Here is a 20,257-nt window from a genome sequence, read left to right on the forward strand (position 1 = left end):
CGGCGCGACCCGGGGCCACCGGCCCCGGGTCAGCCGAGGAAGTCGTCGAGCAGCCGGGCGAGCTCGACGGGGGTGTCGCCCTGCACGCTGTGGCCGGCCTCCTCGACGTGCTCGACCCGTGCGTCGGGTCGGCGACGAAGGAGCTCGGCCTCGTCGGCGTCGTCCACGACGGACTGCGCACGCATGCCCCGCACCAACATGAGCGGCACCGACACCCCCGACACGGCGTCCCACAGGTCGGCGAAGTCGGGGTGGCCGCCGACCTCGCCCTCCTCCCGGAAGCGCCGGTAGCGCCACACCCAGCTGCCGTCGGCCTGCTGCTCGGCGTTGTGCAGGATCCCTCGTCGCAGCGACGACTCGGTGCGGGTGGGGTTGAACTCGATGGTGCGGGCGAGCAGGTCCTCGAAGCTCGGGAAGGTCTCGGGGCCGTCGATGAACTGCACGATGGACTGGGCCTTGGGACCGTCCACCCCTGGGGTGACGTCGACGAGCGCCAGGCTCCGCACCAGCTCGGGGCGCTGGTCGGCGAGCGCCAGCGCGGTCATGCCGCCGAGGGACATGCCGACCACGGCGAGCGCATCGGGGGCGAGAGCGGCCACGACGGCGGCGACGTCGGTGGCGTTGCGGCGCACGTCGAGGCTGCCGCCGATGCCGCCGTCGGAATGGCCGTGGCCGGGCAGGTCGATCGCCACCAGCGGCCGGCCGAGGGCGAGAGCGACGGTGTCCCAGGTGTGCGCGTTCTGGGCTCCGCCGTGGAGCAGCACGACCTCTGCAGGGGCGTCGCCCCACACCAAGGCCGACAGGTGGCGGCCCGGCTCCACCTCCACCTTCTCCCGGCGCACGGTCGGAGGGCCGTCATACGGGATCCCGAACTCGGCGGCATTGTCCGCGAAGTAGCCGAACTCGTCGTAGGCGATGCGCTCGATCATGGTTGTTCGTCCTCCGGGTGCTCGCCGCCGATCGGGATGGCCCGACCGTACCGCCGATGTCCGATGCGGGGATCGGGCGGGGCCGGGGCGATCCGTGTCGACCGCTCGGAGCCGGCCCGTCAGGTTCCCGTGTCGACGGGCAGTGACGGCGCCTCACCGGGGGAGAGGGCCACCGACGGGACATGGCGGGCCCGCAACGTGACCGGCGTGCCGAACGCCTCGGTGAGGTCCTGCTCGAGGCTCTCGGTGTCCGGTGGTGGGTGATGCCCACCACCGGCGAACGGGGGCACCAGGGCCACGGCGATGGCCACACCCGGCAGCGAGCTCGAGGTGCGGGGGTCGACGGTGGCCCAGGCGCCTGCCGCCACCCCCATGATCGGTGCCATGAGCGGCGCGACGAGCATGGCGCCGATGACCACTGCGGTGGAGTTCTGCACGACGGCGAAGCTGGCGATGCCGACCGACAGCAGCATCATCACCCAGAACGACGTCAGCTTGGCCAGGCGGTCGGGTGGTTCGACGAACAAGGTCTCGGCCAACTCGACCCGACGGGTCGGTGCCAGGCGTCGATCACGCAGCCAGGTCGTCGCCACCCTCGCCATCGACGCGGAGTCGATGCCCTCGGCGGTCGATCCCGCAGCGTGCTTCCCGGGGCCGGAGGCGACGAGCACGAGGCCTATGACGATGGCGGTCGCACCGAGTACGGCCCGTATCGCCAGCAGGATGGTGCCGGGGGCCACCAGCACGAGGACGCCGACGCCGAACAAGCGCCACCGCGACGATGAGCCGATCGCGCCGGTCCTCCACCGCATGCCAGGCCCGGAGGGCCCTGAAGGCCCCCCGCAGGATCGGGGACTCGTCGGTGTCTGCTCGGGCTGCGCAGTGGCTGGCGTCGCGACCAGCGACATGTCGCCGCGCACTGCGACGGCGGCGAGCGGGGTGCGAGGCCGGCCCACGAATGAGCCCGAACGGACCTGGGTACGAGCCCGGCATGCATCTCGCTCCCGGCGGCGTGGAGAACGATCCCGACCTGTCGGTCGCCGCGCCCGGCTCGTCCGACGTCGACCGCTGCGGTGGCTGACCGATCGACGACCGCGTCGGGCACGTCCAGCGGGAGGATCACCCTCACCGGGGCCATCTCGATGGGCACTGGCGTGATGATCGGCGCCGGCGTCTTCGCCCTCACGGGTCAGGTGGCGGCCGCTGCCGGTCCGCTCTTCCCCGTGGCCTTCGGCATCGCTGCCGTCGTCGCCGGCACCACCGCCTACTCCTATGTGAAGCTGTCGAACACCTTCCCCTCCGCCGGTGGTATCGGCCGATTCCTCACCGAGGCCTACGGTGTCGGGCCCATCGCCGCCGTCTTCACCATGGCGATGTGGGCCTCCATGGTCCTCAACGAGAGTCTCGTGGCGCGGACCTTCGGGACCTACTTCTCCGGTCTGGTCGGCATCGAACCCGCCACGGTGTGGGTCGCGGGCCTCGGTGTCGTCCTTCTGGTCGGCTCGTTCGCCGTCAACGCGGCCGGCAACCGGGCGGTGAACGCCACCGAGAGCATCATGGCGGTGGTCAAGATCGGTGGCCTCGTTCTCTTCGCCGGGGCCTGCCTGGTGGTCGCCGACTTCCCCAGTGGTGACGGTGGGGGGATCGAGTCACCTGCGGCGGTGTCCCTCGTCGGCGCAGTGGCCATCGCCCTGCTGGCCTTCAAGGGGTTCACGACCATCACCAACACCGGGGCCGAGATCGAGGACCCTCACCGCAACGTGGGTCGTGCCATCGTCTGGTCCATCGCCATCGTCACGGTGATCTATCTGGCGGTCGCGTTCGCCGTGCGGGGCAACCTCACCCTGACCGAGATCATCGCGGCTCGCGACGACTCGCTGGCCGAAGCGGCCCGCCCGGTCTTCGGTTCAGTCGGCTTCCGTCTCGTCGCCGGGCTGGCTGTCGTGGCCACGGTCACCAGCGTCATGGCCTCCATGTACTCCACGTCGAGGATGCTGGGGATGATGAGCGACATGGGCGAGGTGCCGGAGGTGACGGCCGGGCGTCGGCTCCCGTTCGGCAATCCCCCGCTGGTGGTGACCACCGCAGCGGCGATCGTCCTCACCGTCCTCTTCGACCTGACCAGGATCGCCGCGCTGGGCGCGTTCGCGTATCTGACCCTCGACCTCGTCATCCATTGGGGGCACTGGCGCCATCTGCGCCCCGACACCGGCGCCCGGGGTTCGCTGCTGTTGGCCGCCGTCGGCCTCGATGCCGTCGTGCTGGCGGGGCTCGTCGGCTTTCAGATCATGAACGACCCGCTGGTCGTCGGAGCGTTCGTCGTCTTCGCCGTTCTCGTCGGCGGGGGAGAGACCGTCTACATGCGGCGGTACAGCGACGCGACCGAGACCGGGTAGCCCCTCCGGGTGCCGCTCCACGACGTCTGACCCCCGGCGAGTGGTCCGGTCCGGAGAGGCCGCGACGTCGTCCCCGCTAGCGTTGTCTCGTGACGATCACCGAGGACACCAGCACCGACACCCCCGAGCAGGCCGAGTTCCGGGCCGAGGTGAGGGCGTTCCTCGCCGCCAACGCCAAGCCGCGGCAAGAGGACAGCCCGTTCGCCATCAACGCCCACACGAGCGAGGCCGAGGCCCGGGAGGCCTTCGAGACGGGCTGTCGCTGGCAGCGCACGCTCTTCGAGAACAACCTCGCCGGGCTCACCTACCCCGTCGAGTACGGGGGTCGGGGCGGGCACCCCTGGCACGAGACGATCTATCGCGAAGAGGCGGCCCGCTACGACGTCTCCTCGGGGTTCATCGCCGCCACGATGGCCATGTTGCTGCCCACGCTGATGAAGCACGCCAGCGACGAGCAGAAGGCGTACTACGTCCCCCGGATGCTCTCGGCCGAGATCTCCATCTGCCAGCTCTTCAGCGAGCCGGGGGCGGGCTCGGATCTGGCCAGCCTCGCCTGTCGGGCGGTGCGCGACGGCGACGAGTTCGTCGTCACCGGCCAGAAGGTGTGGAACTCGGCGGCCCAGTTCTGCAACTGGGGGATGCTGCTCACCCGCACCGACCCCGACGCCCCCAAGCACCAGGGCATCACCTTCGTGCTGGTCGACATGTCGAGCCCCGGCATCGAGGTCCGGCCCCTGGTGCAGCCCACCGGCGCCTCCCACTTCAACGAGGTCTTCCTCAGCGAGGTGCGCGTACCCGTGGCCAACGTCGTCGGCGAGATCAACGGCGGCTGGGCCCCGGCCCGCACCGTGCTGTCCAACGAGTCGGCGTTCATCGGGGGCGGCAGCGGTCAGAGCCTCTTCGAGACGCTGCGGTTGCTGGCCGAGCGGTTCGGCGTGCTCGACGACCCGGTGATCCGCCAGGAGCTCGCCGTGGCCTACAGCCGCGAGAAGGTGCTCGGGTTCGTCGGCGACCGGATCATGTCGGCCATCCGCCGTCGGGAGGTCCCGCCGGTCGACCCGTCGATCCTCAAGCTCTTCATCGCCGAGAGCAAGGTCCACAGCGGGAACCTCGGGATGCGGATCGCCGGGCCCGCCGGTCAGGCCGGGGGGTCCGAGGAGTCCCGGTGGGTGCAGTTCGAGCTCATCAACCGCTTCGGCATCTCCATCGGTGGTGGCACCAACGAGGTCCAGCGCAACAACCTCGCCGAACGGGCCCTCGGCCTGCCCAGGGAGCCGGGCTACGACAAGACCAAGCCCTGGAGGGACATCCCCCGCAGCTAGCGGTCTGACCAGGGGCGCTCGCGGGTCGGGACCTTCTGCCGTGGTCATCCGCCGCGCCGAGGCGGAGAGTGGAACCGAACCCAGGATCGAGCACGCCTGATGCCGATCGGTCCGCCAGAACGCGTCCGTCGGGGCGAGGTGTGCTCGACCGTGACCGGTCCGAGGAGGCTGTCGTGGCCGTCCGTGAGCACAGCCAACCGGGCAACGTGCAGATCGACGGCGACCCCGCGGTCACCTCCGGGCCCCACGAGCTGTCGATGGTGTACGGCGGTGGCGGCGTGTTCGGCATCGGCTACACGGCGGGGGTCGCCCAGGGCCTGATCGACGGCGGCGTCCCGGTGGCCACCGCCCCGGCGCTGGGCACCTCGGCGGGGTCCTGGACCGCGGCGGCGGTCGCCCTCGGCCTCTCCCACGACGAGGTGGCCTCGATCGAGGTGCCGTCCGTCCCGACCCGCCAGCCGGGCGTGCTCGCCGACCGGGCCCGGGCGCTGTTCGGGGAGGCCACCCACCCGCTGGTGTCGGTGTCGGCGCTGGCGGTGCGCTCGCGCCGCCGCCACATCCTCGACGGCGGCCGCTACCCCCTCGCCGACCTGGTGGCGGCCTCATCGGCGGTGCCCGGCCTCTTCCCACCCCACCGCATCGACGGACGGCTCTACGTGGACGGAGGCATGTGGTCGGTGACGTCCATCGACGCCGCCGCCGAAGCCAGATCGGTGATCGTGGTGGCGCCCCTCGCCGGGCCCCACATCGGCCTGTTCGGCCTCACCGGCCGCGGTGCCGGGTTCCTGCTGCGACGCGAGCTCGACACCTGGCAGCGCCGCCACCCCGACCGCCTCATCACCCTCATCCGGCCCAACAAGGAGATCGCCCGCTTCGCCGGGGTGAACCCCATGAACCTCTTCGACGCCGACGCCGCCCGGGACGTCTACCCCCTCGCCCGCGAGCAGGGGTTGCGCTGGGCGAAGCGTCTGGACGAGCGCCTCCCCTCCTGATCGGGTTCGACAGCCGCCTCGGTCAGGCGCTGCTGTCACCGCTCGGCCTGGTCAGCTTCGTGATGACCCAGAAGATGCTCCGGGGCATCGAGGCGCGCGCCTCGACAGGCACCCGCTCGCCGGGAGATGGTTGGTAGCGGCGATCGAAGGAGGCGACATGGACGTGCCCGAGCTGTTCGAGGACCTGATGTCGAGGGTGCAGGAACACGTCCACGAGGTGTCGGCGGGGTTGTCCCCGGCGGACCTGCTCGTCGTGCCCGAGGCCGGTTCCAACCCGATCGGCTGGTTGTTGTGGCACCTCACGCGGGTCCAGGACGCGCACATGGCCGAGTTGGTCGAGCGTGAGCAGGTGTGGATGGAGGACGGCTGGGCGGCCCGTTTCGGCGTCGAGGCCGATCCGTCCGACGTCGGGTTCGGCCACACACCCGAGCAGGTGGCGCGGGTTCGTCCCGAGAGCGTCTCGGCCGTGACCGGCTACTACGACGCTGTTGCGGAGCGCACCCGTGCGTTCGTGGCGACGCTGACCCCAGAGGCGCTCGACCGCGTCGTCGACCGCAGCTGGGATCCGCCGGTGACGCTCGGCGTCCGGTTGGTGAGCGTCCTCGACGACGACATCCAGCACGCGGGGCAGGCGGCCTACGTCCGGGGCCTCCTCGAACGTCGATCGGAGCGATAGGCGACCGTCCGAAACGAGCGGGGCCCGGTGCCTACGGTGAGGCGGCGTGGTCTCGCACCACGACCGCGACGGCGGCGGCGATGGCCAACGCACCGGCGGCGGACCACCACGACGCGGTGTAGGACCAGCGAGAGGCGATCACTCCGAACAGTGCCGGGCCCACCGTCCCGCCGGTCGCCAGCCCGGTGAGCACGATCCCGGCCGCGATCGACGGGGCCTCCGGTGTGGCGCGAACGGCTCGCAGGAAGGCCAGGCCGCTCCACCCCCAACCGGCGCCGAGCACGAGGAGCGCGCCGGCCACGACGACGGCCGGGGCGCTCGACACGGCGAGCAGCGCCGCGCCGAGCGCCCCGAGAGCGAGGGCGCCGGCGAGCATCCTGCGGATGTGCTGGGGAGCCAGGTCGCTCGACCACCCGAGTCCCAGGCGGGTGGCGATGCTGGCGATGCTGGCGATGGCCAGCAGCACGCCGGCTGCGTTCTCGGTCCACCCGGCGTCGCTCACGGCCGGGACGAAGAGGGTGGCCGCCGCCGACGACGCACCGGCGCCGAAGGCCACGCCCACCGCGAACAGCACGAGCGTGGCCCGTCGCGTCGTCGACCGGTGGGGCGCGTCGGTATCGGGAGAGGCCGGGTGGGCTGCGTGGTCGACGTCGCCGGGCACCGGATCGGGCGGGACGAGGAACCACACCGCCGGGGCGAGTGCGGCCCCGACGACGAACGCCCACTGCCAGCCGAGCGCATCGGCGAGCACCGGGAGCGAGAGGCCGGCCAGCATCGACGCGGCCGGGACGCTGGCTTCCTTGATCCCGAACGCCAGACCTTGGCGGCCGAACCGGACGGCCTCGGAGAACGAACGCGCCCCGCCGGTGTCGACGAGCCCGATGGCGGTGCCGGCCAAGCCCAGCAGCACGACCAGCTGCCACAGCTGGGTCGCGATCGTGCCCAGGGCCAGAGTGCAGATGCCCGAGAGCACGACGCCGGCGCGCATGGCGACCTTGGCGCCCACCCGATCGGTGACCCGCCCCATGCCGACGGCCGTGAGCCCACCGGCGGCGAAGAAACCGGTGATGGCGACGCCGGTTCCGGCCGTGCCGAAGCCCAGCTCGCGGCCGATGTCGGCCGACAGCGATCCGACCAGGAAGACGGGGAGGACGGCGACGGTCAGGGTGGCACTGGCGGCGAGGGTCACCCGTCGCACCGACGACGTGGCGACCGGGGTGGACATGGCCCCAGGATGCCAGCCCGGGACCAGGTCCCTGCCGGTGGGTCAGGCGGTGCTCGACTGCTGCACCCAGGCCCGAAGCTCGTGGAGGGGGTGGGCGCCGACCAACCGACCCTTCTCGGTGCCGTGGTCGAGGAGGAGGAAGGTGGGGATGCCCTGGACCCCGAACCGGGCGCTGATCCCCGGGGCCTCGTCCACGTTCACCTTCACGAGCTTGATCGACCCGGCCAGGTCCGTCGCCAGCTCTTCGAGCAGCGGACTGACCATGCGGCACGGACCGCACCACGGGGCCCACAGGTCGACCACGACCGGGAGGGCGCTGGTGGCGACGGCATCGTCGAACTCGCCGGCCGTGGCCTCGACGATCCAGGGGAGGGAGTGGTGGCACGTCGCACAGCGAGGCACACCGGTCGCAGTGCTCGGCACGCGGTTCTTGGTGCCACAGCTCGCACAGCGACTCACCGTCGATTCGCTCACGCCGGTCCTCCTTCGGGTGGGACGCCTGCGACGAGCTCGCCGACGTCACGATGCCAGGAGCATTTCCGATGGGGCGGGCCTACGCCAGTACTGGGCCCCCGGCGACGAGGTGGCGATGCTCGACCAGCGGCCTCACGTGTCGGATGCACGGGTCATCGCCACCACGCCGATCCGGTAGAGGACGTAGGCGGCGGCGGCCCCGAGGAGGCCGTAGGTGATGTAGGAGCTGTACTGGTCCACCAGGCCGTAGTTCTCACCGAGGATCGACCCCAGGTAGGTCAGGACGCTGATCCAGAAGACGGTCCCCACCAGGTTGAGGGCGATGAACTCCCAGTACGGCATCCGGGTGAAGCCCGCCGGGATGGCGATGAAGGACCGGATGCCGGGGATGAGGCGTCCGACGAGCACCGCCCAATGGTCGTGGCGCCGGAAGCGGTCCTGCGCCGACTCCAGGTTCTCCCGGGTGAACCCGAGCCACCCGCCGTGGCGCTCGAGGAAGTCCTTCACCGCCGGCTCGGGCACCGAACGGGCGACCGCGAACAGCGCGACCGACCCGATCGTGCTGCCCGCGACCCCGGCGACGACGACGAGGACCGGGTCGAGATCGCCGCGAGACGCGGCGAAGCCGCTGAAGGTCATCACGATCTCGGACTGGATGATCGGGAGGGGGATCTCCAGGATCATGAGCACGACGATCCCTGGGTACCCGACCGTCTCGACGAAGCTCGTGACCCAGTCGGACATGGCCGGGACCTACCCCACGCGGAGGGTCCGCACCTTCGCACGACCCCTGGCCCGGGCTCCTGCGCGGCGGGTCCGGCTCGACGGTTCCCGGCCGCGCCGCGGGTTAGGGTCGATCGACGTCAGGGAGGTCGGATGCCGAAGTCGTTGTCGCACGTCGTCGTGTTCACCGAGGACCTCGAGGAGGTCGTCGGGTTCTGCGTGGAGGTGGCGAGGATCTCCACCGTGTCGCGCTACGAGATCCCGGAGGAGAACGTGGGGCAGCTGTTCGGCTGGAGCGGGCTGGCCGCGCCGGCACGGGCGGCGTTCATCGGCGAAGGACCGGGCAGTCTCGACGTCATCGAGATCCCCGAGCACCTGCGGGGCGACGTCTCGCCCGGAATGCGCCTCCTGGCGGTGGTGAACCGGGACATCGATCGTGCCGGCGCCGAGGCGGCGGAGGCCGGGCACGTGGTGCGGGGACCGTTCCAGGTCACCGCCGCCACCGGGGCACCGATGTCCCTCGTCGAGGTGACTGCCGGCGGTCTGCCCTTCGAGCTCGTGCAGTTCGGCTGACACCCGGGAGCCGTCAGCTGCGGTCGGCCAGCACCTCGACGAAGGCCTCCTCGGCCACCCATCGGGCGTAGTTGTCGGCGCCGATGGCCTCGATGATCGGAGCGGTCTGCGTGGCCTGGGCTCGGAGGGCCACCAGCTTGCGGTCGAGCTCCGCTCCGGAGAGGCGAAGGTGGACCGCCAGCTCGTCGTGATGACGAGGCTCCGGCTGGGCGCCGTCCATGAAGACCTCGAAGCGGTCGTGGAGCGGCTGGAACCTCTTGCAGTAGGCCTCCTCGAGCGCGGCGTGGAGCAGGCATGCACCGGGTCGGGCCAGCCGATGGGCCGCCGACGCCCACCGCCCGAGCACCTGGTGATCCTGATGGCCGGTGATGCCATCGGGGCCGAACGTGAGGATCGTGTCCGGTGCGACCTCGATGATGGTCTCGGCGAGCCGCCGGATCTGCTCGTCGGGACAGCACCGGCGGAGATCGCCGTCGGGCAACCCCATCCAGCGGTGCTCCTGCACGCCGAGCGCGGCGAGCGCGGCGGCGGCCTCCCTGGCCCGTACGGGGCCCAACCGCTCGGGCGGCCAGGTCACAGGGTCGTCGGTGCCGTGCTCGCCGGCGGTCGCCGACACCACGACCACTCGCTGGCCGTTGTCGGCCGCAGCCGCCATGAGACCGGCCGACAGGTAGGTCTCGTCATCGGGATGCGCCCAGATGCCGAGGATCGTACCCAGACACCGGATCTCGTCGTCGCCGGTCATCGGATGCCGTAGCCGTAGACGGCCGAGTTCACGGGTGTGAACAGGGACCGGCGGAATCGGGCTCGTCGGACCTGCATCTCGCGGAAACCGGCCTCCTCGACCGAGGCGACGGTGTCCCGGCACAGGTCGCACCCTTCGAACAGCCAGCTCCACGGTCGGCGGATCGCGTGCTGGAGCCAACGCCGGGGGCTCCACGCAGGTGCGGCCACGTGCTCGACGAACCGGAAGCTCCCACCCGGGCGCAGCACCCGTCGGATCTCTGCGAGCGCGGCCGCCTGGTCCTTCACGGTGCACAACACGAGCGAGCAGATCACCTCGTCCACCGACGCGTCGGGGATCGGCAGGTCCTCGGCACAGGCGCCGAGGACGGTCAGGTCCACGGCGCGGTCGGTTGCCCGGGCGACCAACTCGTCGTGCATCGCCCGGCTCGGTTCCACCGCCAGCACCCGGGCACCGGCCGGCAGATGGGCGAAGTTGGCGCCGACCCCGGCACCGAGCTCCACGATGTCGCCGGCGCGCATGCCGGCGAACGCCTCACGCTTGTGATGGCGCGCGATGTGGTTGATGTAGCGGTCGAAGACCCGGAAGAACCAGGCGTTGAAGTCGCTGCGGGTGCCGTGGTGGAAGGTCTGGTCCTCCCGGGGTTCCACCGTCGGTCGGGTGGGTTGGATGGTGGCGCTCATGGCCGGCCTCCTCCTCGTCGTGGGGGTGGGGACGGGGGCCACGGTGGGGTGGAGCTCTCGCAGGGGCCTCGCGACGGCCTCGCGAGCGCTCGCGAGTGCCGCGTAAGCGGCCCGCGAGCACACCGGATCACGGTGAGGTCCAGCACCCAGGAGAGGAGGACCGGCATGCGGCCACGCCAGCCAGTCGAGGAGGGCACCGTCGACCAGGACGGGACGTCCGTGCACTATGAGGTCTTCGGCGCCGGCGAGCACACGCTGGTGCTGCTCCCGCCGTGGATGGTCGTGCACAGCCGGATCTGGAAGGCTCAGATCGCCGGGCTCTCCGACCACTTCCGGATCGTCACCTACGACGCCCGCGGCTGCGGCCGCTCCGACCGGCCGACCGATCCCTCCGCCTACGTCCCCCACCAGCACGCGGCCGACGCCCTCGCCGTCATGAGCGCGACCCGGACCGATCAGGCGGTCCTCGTGGGCAACTCCTACGGCGGCCTGCTGGCCCTGCTGCTGGCGGCATCGGCGACCGACCTGGTCGAGGGCGCCGTGTTCATCGGCCCGTCGGTCGACCTGGCCGGGGACGTCGACGCACCCCTCACCCGGGCCCTCGCGACCTTCGACGAGGAACTCGAGGTCGAGGAGGGTTGGGGTCGCTACAACCGTCACGCCTGGGCCCGGGACTTTCCCGGGTTCGTGCGGTGGTTCACCGAGACCGCCCTGGCCGAGCCGCACGCCACCAAGCCCCGCGAGGAGGCGTTGGCGTGGGGGCTCGACACCACCCCCGAGGTGCTCACCGCGACCGTCGCCGCCCGGGCCGCCACCCCACCGCACCAGACCGCGGCCGCGCTGCGCTCGTTGGTGGCGTCGGTGACCTGCCCCTCCCTGGTCATCCAGGGCGGACTCGACGTGATCTGCCCACCCGAGTGGGGCCGCCGCCTCGCCACCGGCCTCGGTTCGGAGCTGGTCGAGATGCCTGAGGCCGCCCACTGCCCCCAGGTCCGCTACCCGATCGAGGTGAACCGGATCATCCGATCCTTCATGGACCGCCGGGTGTCGGCCGTCCCGGAGCCTCCGGGAGCCGGCCGGATGACCGATCCCGACCCCGGGACCCCGAGTGCGGTGGCCGCCATCCGGCGTCCGAGGCCACCGCGCGTGCTGTACCTGTCCTCCCCGATCGGTCTGGGCCACGCCCGCCGTGACCTGGCGATCGCCACGGAACTGCGGACGCTGGCGCCGGACGTGCGGATCGACTGGCTGGCCCAGGACCCGGTGACACGTGTGCTCGACGCGGCTGGTGAGACCGTGCACCCGGCCAGCCTTCGCCTCGCCAGCGAGTCTGCGCACCTCGAGAGCGAGATGGGGGAGCACGACCTCCACGTGTTCGAGGCCCTGCGCCGCATGGACGAGATCCTGGTCACGAACTTCAGCGTGTTCGCCGACCTCACCGAGAGCGCCGGCTACGACCTCGTCGTCGGCGACGAGTCGTGGGAGGTGGACCACTTCCTGCACGAGCATCCGGCACTGAAGCGAGCTCGCTTCGCCTGGCTGTCCGACTTCGTCGGCATCGTCCCCATGGCGTCCGGCGGCGAACGTGAAGCCTTCGTCGCCGCCGACTGGAACCGCGAGATGATCGGCCACGTCGAACGTCGACCCCACGTCCGGGATCTGTCGATCTTCGTCGGCGATCCCGACGACGTCGTCCCGCACACCTTCGGCGCCGGACTCCCGTCCATCGCCGAGTGGACGGCCGAGCACTACGAGTTCAGCGGCTACATCACCGGTTTCGACCCGGCCGAGCTCGACCACACCCGGCTTCGGGCCGAGCTGGGCTACCGCGACGACGAGGTCGTCGTCATCGCGTCGGTCGGCGGCTCCGCCGTCGGGCTGCCGTTGCTCCGGCGGATCGTCGCCGCCCATCCGTTGGCGGCTGAGGAGATCCCCGGGCTGCGTACTGTGATCGTCACCGGTCCGAGGATCGATCCGGGCGCCCTCCCCGACGTCGCCGGGGTCGAGAAGCGGGCGTTCGTGCCCGACCTGCACCGCCACCTGGCGGCGTGCGACCTCGCCGTCGTGCAAGGCGGGCTCACGACGACGATGGAGCTCACCGCGGCCCAGCGGCCGTTCGTGTACCTGCCCCTGCTCGACCACTTCGAACAGCAGATCCACGTCCGCCATCGCCTCGACCGCCATGGCGCCGGTCGGGCCCTCGAGTACGCCGCGGCTACGCCCGAGGCCCTCGCCGCGGCGATGGCCGATGAGCTGCGCCGTGATCGGCCGCCCTATCGCCCCGTGCCCCGGTGCGGCGCTCGCCGCGCCGCGTCGCTGCTCGTCGAGCTGCTGTGACCACGACGCCGCCCCGACTCCCCGACAACCATCCACCATCACCCAGGAGCACACCATGACCCTCATCGAAGATCCCAGCACCGACGCCACCAGGCGACTTCCGGACCACGACACGCTCGCCGGGTTCCGCGACCGGGCCCGCGTGGCCGACGAGCACAACGAGTACTTCCACGAGGACCTGGCCGTCCTGCGCGAGATCGGGTACCTCGGTGCCGCCGTCCCCGAGGAGCTCGGCGGTTGGGGATACGACCTGCGCCAGCTCGGACGCGCCCAACGTCGGTTGGCCACCTATGCCCCGGCGACCGCCCTCGCCATGACCATGCACCACTACTGGGTCGGCATCGCCGTGGAGTACGAGAGGGCGGGCGACCCGTCACTGCGCTGGATCCTCGAGCGGGCCGTCGCCGGCGACGTGTTCGCCGCCGGTCACGCCGAGACCGGCAACGACGCCCCGGTCGTGATGTCGACCGCGACGGCGGTGAAGGTCGACGGTGGCTACGTCGTCAACGGCCACAAGATGTTCGGGTCGAACGGACCGGCATGGGCCCACCTCGGGGTGCACGCGCTCGACACGAGCACCCCCGACCAGCCGGTCGTGGTGCACGGCTTCGTGCCCCGTGAGGCACCTGGCGTCACCGTCGTCCCCAACTGGGACACCCTCGGGATGCGGCCCTCGCAGAGCTACGACACGGTCCTCGACGACGTGTTCGTCCCCGATGACCGCATCGGAGCGATCACGCCGGCGGGCGACGAGAGCGACCTGTTCCTCTTCGCCATGAACCTGTGGTTCGTGGGCCAGGTCGGCAACGTGTACCTCGGCATCGCGGAGCGCGCCCTGGAACTGGCGGTCCACTCGGCCACCACCAAGAGCTCGGTGGCGATCCCCCGCGGGACCTACGCCCACAACCCGATGGTGCAGCACCAGGTCGCCGAGATGTACCTGGAGTTCGACGCCGCCGACGCGACGGTCCGGCGCTTCGTGGACGACTGCGTCGACGGGGTCGACCACGGCGACCGGTGGGGGGCCAAGATCGTCTCGGCCAAGTGGCGGGCCGTCGAGGCGGCCAAACGTGTGGTCGACGTCGCCCTGGATGTCGCCGGCGGTGCGGGCATGGTGCGAGGCCACGAGCTCGAACGCCTCTACCGCGACGTGCGGTGTGGCGGCTTCCATCCGACCAACGACGCGCTCACCCACGAGACCGCCGGCAAGGCGCTGCTGGGCATCGACCCCGCGGGTCCACGCTGGTGAGTCCGAGGGGCGATCAGGCCATCTGGTCGAACGCGGCCGTCGCCTCCTGGGCGGCGGCCGCGTCGTCGAGGGCGCGGCCCTCTTCGAGCCGGATCTCGAGCTGCGCCCGTCCCATCCTGCGCTCGAGCGTGGCCCTCACGGTCCGGAGCCGGACGTCGTCGTCGCCCACCACCTCGTGCCCGGCACCGGGTGCGGTGACCACGCCGAGGAGCCGGGCCGCGGCGTCGTCGAAGCCCTGCTGGCAGAGCAGCTCGGTGACGGTGCGCAACATCGTCCTCAACGGTGAGCGCACGCCGGCGCGCAGCCAGAGGGGCAGCAACCACCGGTAGTGCCCGACGGCGGCAGTCGTGTCCCCGGAACGGGCGTCCAGCGAGGCCAGCGATGCCCCGGCCACGCCCTCGACGAAGGTGGCCCCGCCGGCCCGGGCCAGCTCCACCGCCCGCTGCAGGTGACCACGAGCGACCATCGGTTCTGCGTCGAGCAGGCACTCGCCGGCGGCGTACCAGCACCACGAGGCGGGGACGGCACCCGCGCGAGGAGCCACGTCGGTGAGGAGGCGCTCGGCGTGGGTGCACGCCTCGGCCCGGTGGGCATAGGCCTCGCAGATGACGAGCGTGGCGCCGCCTTCGGCCTGGCGCAGCACGTCGTCCACGGCTTCCGGGCACTCGAGCGCGCGACGCAGGGGCGCCACGGCGTCGTCGAGCGCGCCGTGGGCCAGTGCCTCGGTGCCCAGGGCTCCTTGGTGTTCGTAGCGGTCGCGCTCCCCACCTCGCGCCAAGGTCTCTCCGGCCCGCTGGAGGAGCCGACGCATGGCGTCGAGGTCGCCGGCCTTCCACGCGGCGAGTGCGGCGATCGAGAAGGCGTCGGCGGCGAGTGGGTGCGCGACGGCGTCGCCGAGCTCTCCGGCCGGCTCTCCCCATGCCATGAGCTCCGGGAGCATGGCGTGCATGGCCGCATCGCGGACGGCCACGACCAACCGCACGGCGAGATCGGCGTCGCCCGACGAGAGAGCGGCGGTCATGGCCTGTCGCAGGTCGGGGACCAAGGCCCGCACGTCGGCGATGGGTGTGTCGTCCAGCGCCGTGCGCAGGACCCGGTTGGCCGTTTCGGCTCGCTCGGCCACCCTGTTCGCGTGCCGGAGCGACAGCCGGGTCAGGTCGGCCCGGTCCTCGGTGCGCTCGTTCACGAAGAGGCGGACCACCTGGAGCAGCGAGAAGCGGCCGCCGACCCGGTGGACGAGTGAGCGCTCGACCAGATCAGCCAGGACGTCGCGAACGTCGGCCGTGGGCCGTTCGGCCACGGCGGCCACGTCGGCGACGTCGAAGGGTTGGAGGAAGCTCGCCGCCGCGGCCAGCACGTCACGTTCGTCGTCGTCGAGCAGTCGATACGACCAGGTGAGGGCGGCGTCGAGGGAGCGGTGCCGAGGCACCGTGCGGCGGCCACCCCGGAGCACCGAGGTGCTGGACTCCAGACCCTCGGTGATCTCTTCGAGGGTGAGCGATCGCAGCCGTGACGCCGCCAGTTCGATGGCCAGCGGGAGCCCGTCCAGCCGCTCGCAGAGCCGGACGACCCGGATCCGGCTGGCCTCGTCGAGCTCGAACGTCGAGGAGGCGGCGCGCGCCCGGTCGACGAACAGCTCGAAGGCGGGGCTGGTCTCGCCACCCACCCCGAGTGGGTCCACGGCGAAGATCCGTTCGCCTTCCACGGCCAGGCGTTCCCGGCTGGTGGTGATCACGACGAGGTGTTCGGTGGACCGTACGAGGTCCTCGACGAGACCGGCGACCTCGTCGAGGACGTGTTCGCAGTTGTCGAGGACGAGCAGCGCGTGCTCCCGACGGACCACCTCGGCGATCCGCTCGGCCGGTGCCACGCCCGCCCGGGGCTCGATGCCGAAGGCCGACGCCACGGCCGCGGCGACGCCGGCACCGTCCACCGGGGTGAGGTCGCAGAAGGGGCGACCGTCGGGAAAGTCGTCGACGATCCGGTGCACCAACTCGGTGACCAGGCGTGTCTTGCCGACGCCGCCCGGCCCCACCAACGTGAGCAGGCGGTTGTGGGTCGCCTGGGCCGCCAGGGCGCCGAGCAACTCGTCGCGCCCGACGAACGACGAGACGGGCCGTGGCAGCGAGGCCTCTTCGAACCCGGTGGCCTCGTGCCGATCGGCCGGAGGGACATCCTCCCTTGGGGCCGGTCGCCGTGGTCCACCGTCGGCCGGCTCGACCGCGTCGAGGAGCTGCTCGTGACGACGACGCAGATGGGCCGACGGGTCCACCCCCAGCTCCTCGGCCAACTGCCGCCGGTACGAGTCGTAGACCCGCAGCGCATCGGCACGCCGGCCGGACGCGGTCAACGCGTCCATGAGGAGCTCCCGAGGCCGTTCCCGCAAGGGCTCACGGCGGACGAAGGCCTCGAGATCGGGGAGGGCCTCGTCGGCGAGGCCCAGGTGAAGAGCGGTCGTGAAGCGCTCCTCGGTCGCCAACAGCCGGAGCTCGCTGAGCCGGGTGGCCTCGATGCGTCCGGCATCGGTGTCGGCGAGGTCGGCGAAGGCCTCGCCGCGCCAGGACCCGAGGGCCTCGTCGAGGAGGACCAGGGCCCCGTCGGGGTCGTCGGGGCGGATCATGCACGCCCTCGACACGGCCTGCTCGAACCGCCACGCGTCGATCGCCGCGCCCGGCACGTCGAGCTGGTAGCCGTGTGGTCGAGCCTCGATGTCGAGCTCCGGGAGCTGCTGGCGCAGGCGGAACACGTGCGAGTGCAGCAGAGCCGGCGCCCGTTGCGGAAGGCGGTCCCCCCAGAGGACCTCGGCCAGCCGGTCGGTGGAGACGACTTTGCCGTGCTCGAGCAGGAGAGCACCGAGGAGCCGCCGCTGAAGGGGCCCCCGGGGGCTCAGGTCGTCCCCGGACGGGCCCGTGACACGGAGGGGCCCGAGCACCTCGAATGCATGTTGACCCATCGCGCACCGCCTCGGGACGTCCCCATGAGGCTAATGGATCAGCTGTTCGAGCCAGTCGGTGTGCAGACCCCTCCTTGTCGGGCCGTTGGGGCCGGTTCATACTCGGCGGATGCAACCCCTCGGTGTCCACCACGTCTCGATCAACGTCTCCGATCCCGCGCGGAGCCTGGTCTTCTACACCGGCGTGCTGGGCGCCCGGGTCCGAGACGATCGGCCCGACTTCTCCATCGGCGGGGCCTGGCTCGACATGGGATCCACCCAGGTCCACCTCATCGAGGCCTCCGTTCCTCCCGCACAGGGCCAGCACTTCGCCCTCCTCCTCGACGACCTCGATGCCGTGGTCGACGAGCTCCGGGCCAAGGGGATCGAGGTCGACGACCCGAAGGTCGTCGGGCCCGACCGCCAGACCTTCGTGCACGACCCCGACGGCAACGCCATCGAGCTGCACCAGATCGGCACCGCAGGTCGTAGCTGACCGGTGCCGATCCCGAGGAGAGCCGATCCTCCTCACCCGGGAGCGGAATCACCAGGGCTCGGCCCGGGTTCCGGTGGCATGCGACGGGGTGTGGACGACGGTGATGGACCCGCGGACGTGACCGGCCTCCGGCGCCTCACCGGCCGTTGAGCGCCACGGTCATCGTCGGTGCGGGTGCCGCGGGCCTGGCCGTAGCCCGGCAGCTCCAGCGTCGATCGATCGGAGCCGTGCTCCTGGAGCAAGGGGCGACCGGCCACGTGTGGGGTGAGCACTACGAGGGCCTCCGCCTCCACACCCTCAAGCAGGTCTCGGCGTTGCCCTGCCTCCGGATGCCGGCGGGCCTGCCCGACTTCCCCCCTGGTGAGGACGTGCGTGACTACCTGGCCGACTACCGCGCGCACTTCGGTCTCGACGTCCGCGAAGGGGTGCGGGTGCAGTCGGCGACCTGGGCCGCTGGCGAGTGGCAGATCCGCACGACGAGCGGCGACCTCACGGCGCGCACCCTCGTCGCCGCCACCGGCATCTGGAGCCGCCCCGTGCGCCCCGCCATCGAGGGCCTGTCCGCGTTCGCCGGGCCCGTGATCCACTCCGCCGAGTACCGCCGGGCCGGGCCCTTCGCCGGCCGACGGGTCCTGGTGGTCGGCGCCGGCAACTCCGGCAGCGAGATCGCCGTCGATCTGGCGGCGGCGGGTGCGGCGGTCGCCATCTCGGTGCGCAGCGGCGTGCTCTTCGTTCCCCGCCCCCGGTCGGCGTGGCGCTCTGCGCTCAGCGCGTTCGTGCTGCGCCACGTCCCCGACCGCCTCGCCAGCGCGCTGATCGACTCGGTGCGACCGGACTTCTCCGATCTCGGTCTCCCCCCGCCGGAAGGGCTCAGCGCCCGGGCCTATCCCGTGGTGGGCTACGAGCTTCCCGAGGCCGTGCGGACCGGTCGCGTCGACGTGGTCGGCGCCATCGACCGCTTCGAGACCGAGGCTGTGATCTTCAGTGACGGGTCCCGTCGTCCGATCGACGCGGTGGTGCTGGCCACCGGGTTCCGGCCGGCGCTCGACTGGTTGGACGACTCGGTGGTCCGGTACTCCGACGCCGGCACGCCGGTGGTGGACGACCGGTGGCGGTCCGTGGCGCAGCCCACCCTCTCGTGCGTCGGGTTCGACTACCCGAACACCGAGGGCTGGTTCCAGGCGCTCGGTCGGGTGTCGAAGCAGGCGGCGGCAGGTGTCGAGGAGAACCTCGACGCCGTCTGATCCCGTGCCGGCGGCGGCCGCCCATCGCGTCGGCGACTCCCGTGGGCGGTCGGGCCGGGTGCGGCGTGGCACCCGGCCCGAACGAGCAGGACGGCTACGGCTGGTCGGCGAAGCGCAGGTAGGGCTTGAACTCCTCGACGTTCTTGAACTTCTCCTTGGCGTCGTCGGTGGAGACCCCGAGGCCGACGATGACGCGGTCGCCGGGCTTCCAGTCCGCCGGGGTGGCGATGGGGTTGGCATCGGTGGCCTGGAGGGCGTCGACGACGCGGACGATCTCGTCGAAGTTGCGGCCCACCGACTTGGGATAGGTGAGCATGAGGCGGATCTTGCCGGCGGGGTCGATGATGAAGACGGACCGCACGGTGGACGTGTCACCCTCACCGGGGTGGATCATGTCGTAGAGCTCGGCGACCTTGTGGTCGGGGTCGGCCACGATCGGGAAGTTGAGCGGGGTGCCGGTGATCTCACCGATGTCCGGGGCCCACTTGTGGTGGTCCTCGATCGGGTCGATGGAGAGGGCCATGGCCTTGGTGTTGCGCGTGGCGAACTCCTCCTCGAGGGCGGCGGTGCGGCCCAACTCGGTGGTGCACACCGGGGTGAAGTCGGCCGGATGGCTGAAGAAGACGACCCACGAGTCGCCCTTCCAGTCGTGGAAGGAGACCTCGCCGTCGGTGGTCATGGCGGTGAAGTCGGGGGCGGTGTCGCCCAGGTGGAGGCCCATGCGGGTTCCCTTCGTCGTCGGATCGTGTCGTTCGATGCCGAGGCGACCGGTCTGGTCGACCCGCTCCGCCTCGTCCTCCCATGATGGTCGTCGGATCCTGGCCGGTCTAGGGGCGCCCGCCCCACCCGGTCGGGCAGAGCGGCCCCGGGTCCTCCGGGCCGGGGACGGTGGGACCTTCGGCCGTGGTCGGGCCGGCCGGGGGAGAGCAAGGTCGACGGATCGACCCCGACCCCACGAGAGGCAGACACCGATGAGCGACGCTGCAGCCATCACCCCGATCGGGCGGGTCACCGCCGTCTTCGAGCCGGACACGGACCCGAACCTGCGGTGCTCGCACTGCGATTCCGTGATGACCGACGACGATGCGCAGTGCCCCACGTGCGACTCGCCGATCGACTGGGGGGCGTCTCACGCCGCCCTGCGCGACTGGACGAAGAGCACCACCGGCTAGGCACCCGCGGCCCGGTCGGCGCTGATCCGTGCTGCCGCCCCGGATCATCGTGCCGCGCGGTCTCGTCGGAGCACGGGCCGGGTAGAAAG

At 71.6% G+C, this 20,257-nt stretch carries 19 protein-coding genes; 10 read left to right on the forward strand and 9 right to left on the reverse strand.

Going from position 1 to position 20,257, the window contains the following annotated elements; genetic code table 11:
- Positions 1-29 precede the first annotated feature (29 nt).
- Both LUW87_RS17610 and LUW87_RS17615 read right to left on the reverse strand, forming a co-directional pair.
- Positions 30-929, reverse strand: a complete 900-nt coding sequence (locus tag LUW87_RS17610; RefSeq protein ID WP_232672509.1) for an alpha/beta fold hydrolase — start codon at positions 927-929, stop codon at positions 30-32.
- Positions 930-1,048: 119 nt separating this feature from the next.
- A complete protein-coding gene (locus LUW87_RS17615; RefSeq protein ID WP_232672510.1) occupies positions 1,049-1,696 on the reverse strand; it encodes a DUF389 domain-containing protein in 648 nt (215 codons plus the stop codon).
- Positions 1,697-2,002: 306 nt separating this feature from the next.
- On the opposite strand from LUW87_RS17615, the gene LUW87_RS17620 reads away from it, so the two are divergent.
- The 4 genes from LUW87_RS17620 (at position 2,003) to LUW87_RS17635 (ending at position 6,315) form a co-directional block, all read left to right on the forward strand.
- Entirely contained in the window at positions 2,003-3,325 is a 1,323-nt protein-coding gene (locus LUW87_RS17620; RefSeq protein WP_232672511.1) for an APC family permease, read from the forward strand.
- Between the two features lie 89 nt (positions 3,326-3,414).
- The gene (locus LUW87_RS18565) at positions 3,415-4,647 is read left to right on the forward strand and encodes an acyl-CoA dehydrogenase family protein (RefSeq protein WP_232672512.1); all 1,233 of its coding nucleotides are present in this window, start codon (positions 3,415-3,417) and stop codon (positions 4,645-4,647) included.
- Positions 4,648-4,820: 173 nt separating this feature from the next.
- Positions 4,821-5,639, forward strand: coding sequence for a patatin-like phospholipase family protein (locus tag LUW87_RS17630; protein ID WP_232672513.1), 819 nt, complete (start codon positions 4,821-4,823; stop codon positions 5,637-5,639).
- Positions 5,640-5,796: 157 nt separating this feature from the next.
- A complete protein-coding gene (locus tag LUW87_RS17635) occupies positions 5,797-6,315 on the forward strand; it encodes a mycothiol transferase (protein ID WP_232672514.1) in 519 nt (172 codons plus the stop codon).
- Positions 6,316-6,346: 31 nt separating this feature from the next.
- Here the strand turns inward: LUW87_RS17635 and LUW87_RS17640 are convergent, their stop codons facing one another.
- From LUW87_RS17640 to LUW87_RS17650, 3 genes are all read right to left on the reverse strand, one after another.
- The gene (locus LUW87_RS17640) at positions 6,347-7,540 is read right to left on the reverse strand and encodes an MFS transporter (protein ID WP_232672515.1); all 1,194 of its coding nucleotides are present in this window, start codon (positions 7,538-7,540) and stop codon (positions 6,347-6,349) included.
- A gap of 42 nt (positions 7,541-7,582) precedes the next feature.
- The gene (trxA, locus tag LUW87_RS17645) at positions 7,583-7,963 is read right to left on the reverse strand and encodes a thioredoxin (RefSeq protein WP_232672516.1); all 381 of its coding nucleotides are present in this window, start codon (positions 7,961-7,963) and stop codon (positions 7,583-7,585) included.
- A gap of 183 nt (positions 7,964-8,146) precedes the next feature.
- On the reverse strand, positions 8,147-8,758 hold the full coding sequence (locus tag LUW87_RS17650) for a DedA family protein (protein ID WP_232672517.1): 612 nt from the start codon (positions 8,756-8,758) through the stop codon (positions 8,147-8,149).
- Between the two features lie 132 nt (positions 8,759-8,890).
- Between LUW87_RS17650 and LUW87_RS17655 the strand changes: the two genes are divergently transcribed.
- Positions 8,891-9,310 (forward strand): hypothetical protein, encoded by a 420-nt coding sequence (locus tag LUW87_RS17655; protein ID WP_232672518.1) that lies wholly within the window; start codon positions 8,891-8,893, stop codon positions 9,308-9,310.
- A gap of 13 nt (positions 9,311-9,323) precedes the next feature.
- Here the strand turns inward: LUW87_RS17655 and LUW87_RS17660 are convergent, their stop codons facing one another.
- The gene (locus LUW87_RS17660) at positions 9,324-10,055 is read right to left on the reverse strand and encodes a PIG-L deacetylase family protein (RefSeq protein WP_232672519.1); all 732 of its coding nucleotides are present in this window, start codon (positions 10,053-10,055) and stop codon (positions 9,324-9,326) included.
- Positions 10,052-10,738: a class I SAM-dependent methyltransferase gene (locus LUW87_RS17665; protein ID WP_232672520.1), complete on the reverse strand. Its 687-nt coding sequence runs from the start codon at positions 10,736-10,738 to the stop codon at positions 10,052-10,054. The genes LUW87_RS17660 and LUW87_RS17665 overlap by 4 nt, the downstream gene beginning before the upstream one ends.
- A gap of 165 nt (positions 10,739-10,903) precedes the next feature.
- Here LUW87_RS17665 and LUW87_RS17670 point away from each other — a divergent pair, with 165 nt between their 5' ends.
- Positions 10,904-13,075 carry an alpha/beta hydrolase gene (locus tag LUW87_RS17670; protein WP_232672521.1) on the forward strand — a complete coding sequence of 724 codons (2,172 nt, stop codon included), beginning with the start codon at positions 10,904-10,906 and terminating at the stop codon, positions 13,073-13,075.
- Positions 13,076-13,130: 55 nt separating this feature from the next.
- A complete protein-coding gene (locus tag LUW87_RS17675) occupies positions 13,131-14,324 on the forward strand; it encodes an acyl-CoA dehydrogenase family protein (RefSeq protein ID WP_232672522.1) in 1,194 nt (397 codons plus the stop codon).
- Positions 14,325-14,337: 13 nt separating this feature from the next.
- Here LUW87_RS17675 and LUW87_RS17680 read toward each other — a convergent pair whose 3' ends face one another.
- On the reverse strand, positions 14,338-17,277 hold the full coding sequence (locus tag LUW87_RS17680) for an AfsR/SARP family transcriptional regulator (RefSeq protein WP_232672523.1): 2,940 nt from the start codon (positions 17,275-17,277) through the stop codon (positions 14,338-14,340).
- 109 nt (positions 17,278-17,386) lie between these two features.
- Between LUW87_RS17680 and LUW87_RS17685 the strand changes: the two genes are divergently transcribed.
- Together LUW87_RS17685 and LUW87_RS17690 are read left to right on the forward strand one after the other, a co-directional pair.
- Entirely contained in the window at positions 17,387-17,752 is a 366-nt protein-coding gene (locus tag LUW87_RS17685) for a VOC family protein (protein ID WP_232672524.1), read from the forward strand.
- Between the two features lie 146 nt (positions 17,753-17,898).
- A complete protein-coding gene (locus LUW87_RS17690) occupies positions 17,899-18,996 on the forward strand; it encodes a flavin-containing monooxygenase (protein WP_232672525.1) in 1,098 nt (365 codons plus the stop codon).
- A gap of 94 nt (positions 18,997-19,090) precedes the next feature.
- Here the strand turns inward: LUW87_RS17690 and LUW87_RS17695 are convergent, their stop codons facing one another.
- The gene (locus LUW87_RS17695) at positions 19,091-19,717 is read right to left on the reverse strand and encodes a peroxiredoxin (protein WP_232672526.1); all 627 of its coding nucleotides are present in this window, start codon (positions 19,715-19,717) and stop codon (positions 19,091-19,093) included.
- A gap of 250 nt (positions 19,718-19,967) precedes the next feature.
- Between LUW87_RS17695 and LUW87_RS17700 the strand changes: the two genes are divergently transcribed.
- On the forward strand, positions 19,968-20,168 hold the full coding sequence (locus LUW87_RS17700; RefSeq protein WP_232672527.1) for a hypothetical protein: 201 nt from the start codon (positions 19,968-19,970) through the stop codon (positions 20,166-20,168).
- Positions 20,169-20,257: the final 89 nt, after the last annotated feature.

Origin of the sequence: Rhabdothermincola salaria, assembly GCF_021246445.1 — a bacterium.
In the GTDB taxonomy this organism is placed as follows: domain Bacteria; phylum Actinomycetota; class Acidimicrobiia; order Acidimicrobiales; family Acidimicrobilacustridaceae; genus Rhabdothermincola_A; species Rhabdothermincola_A salaria.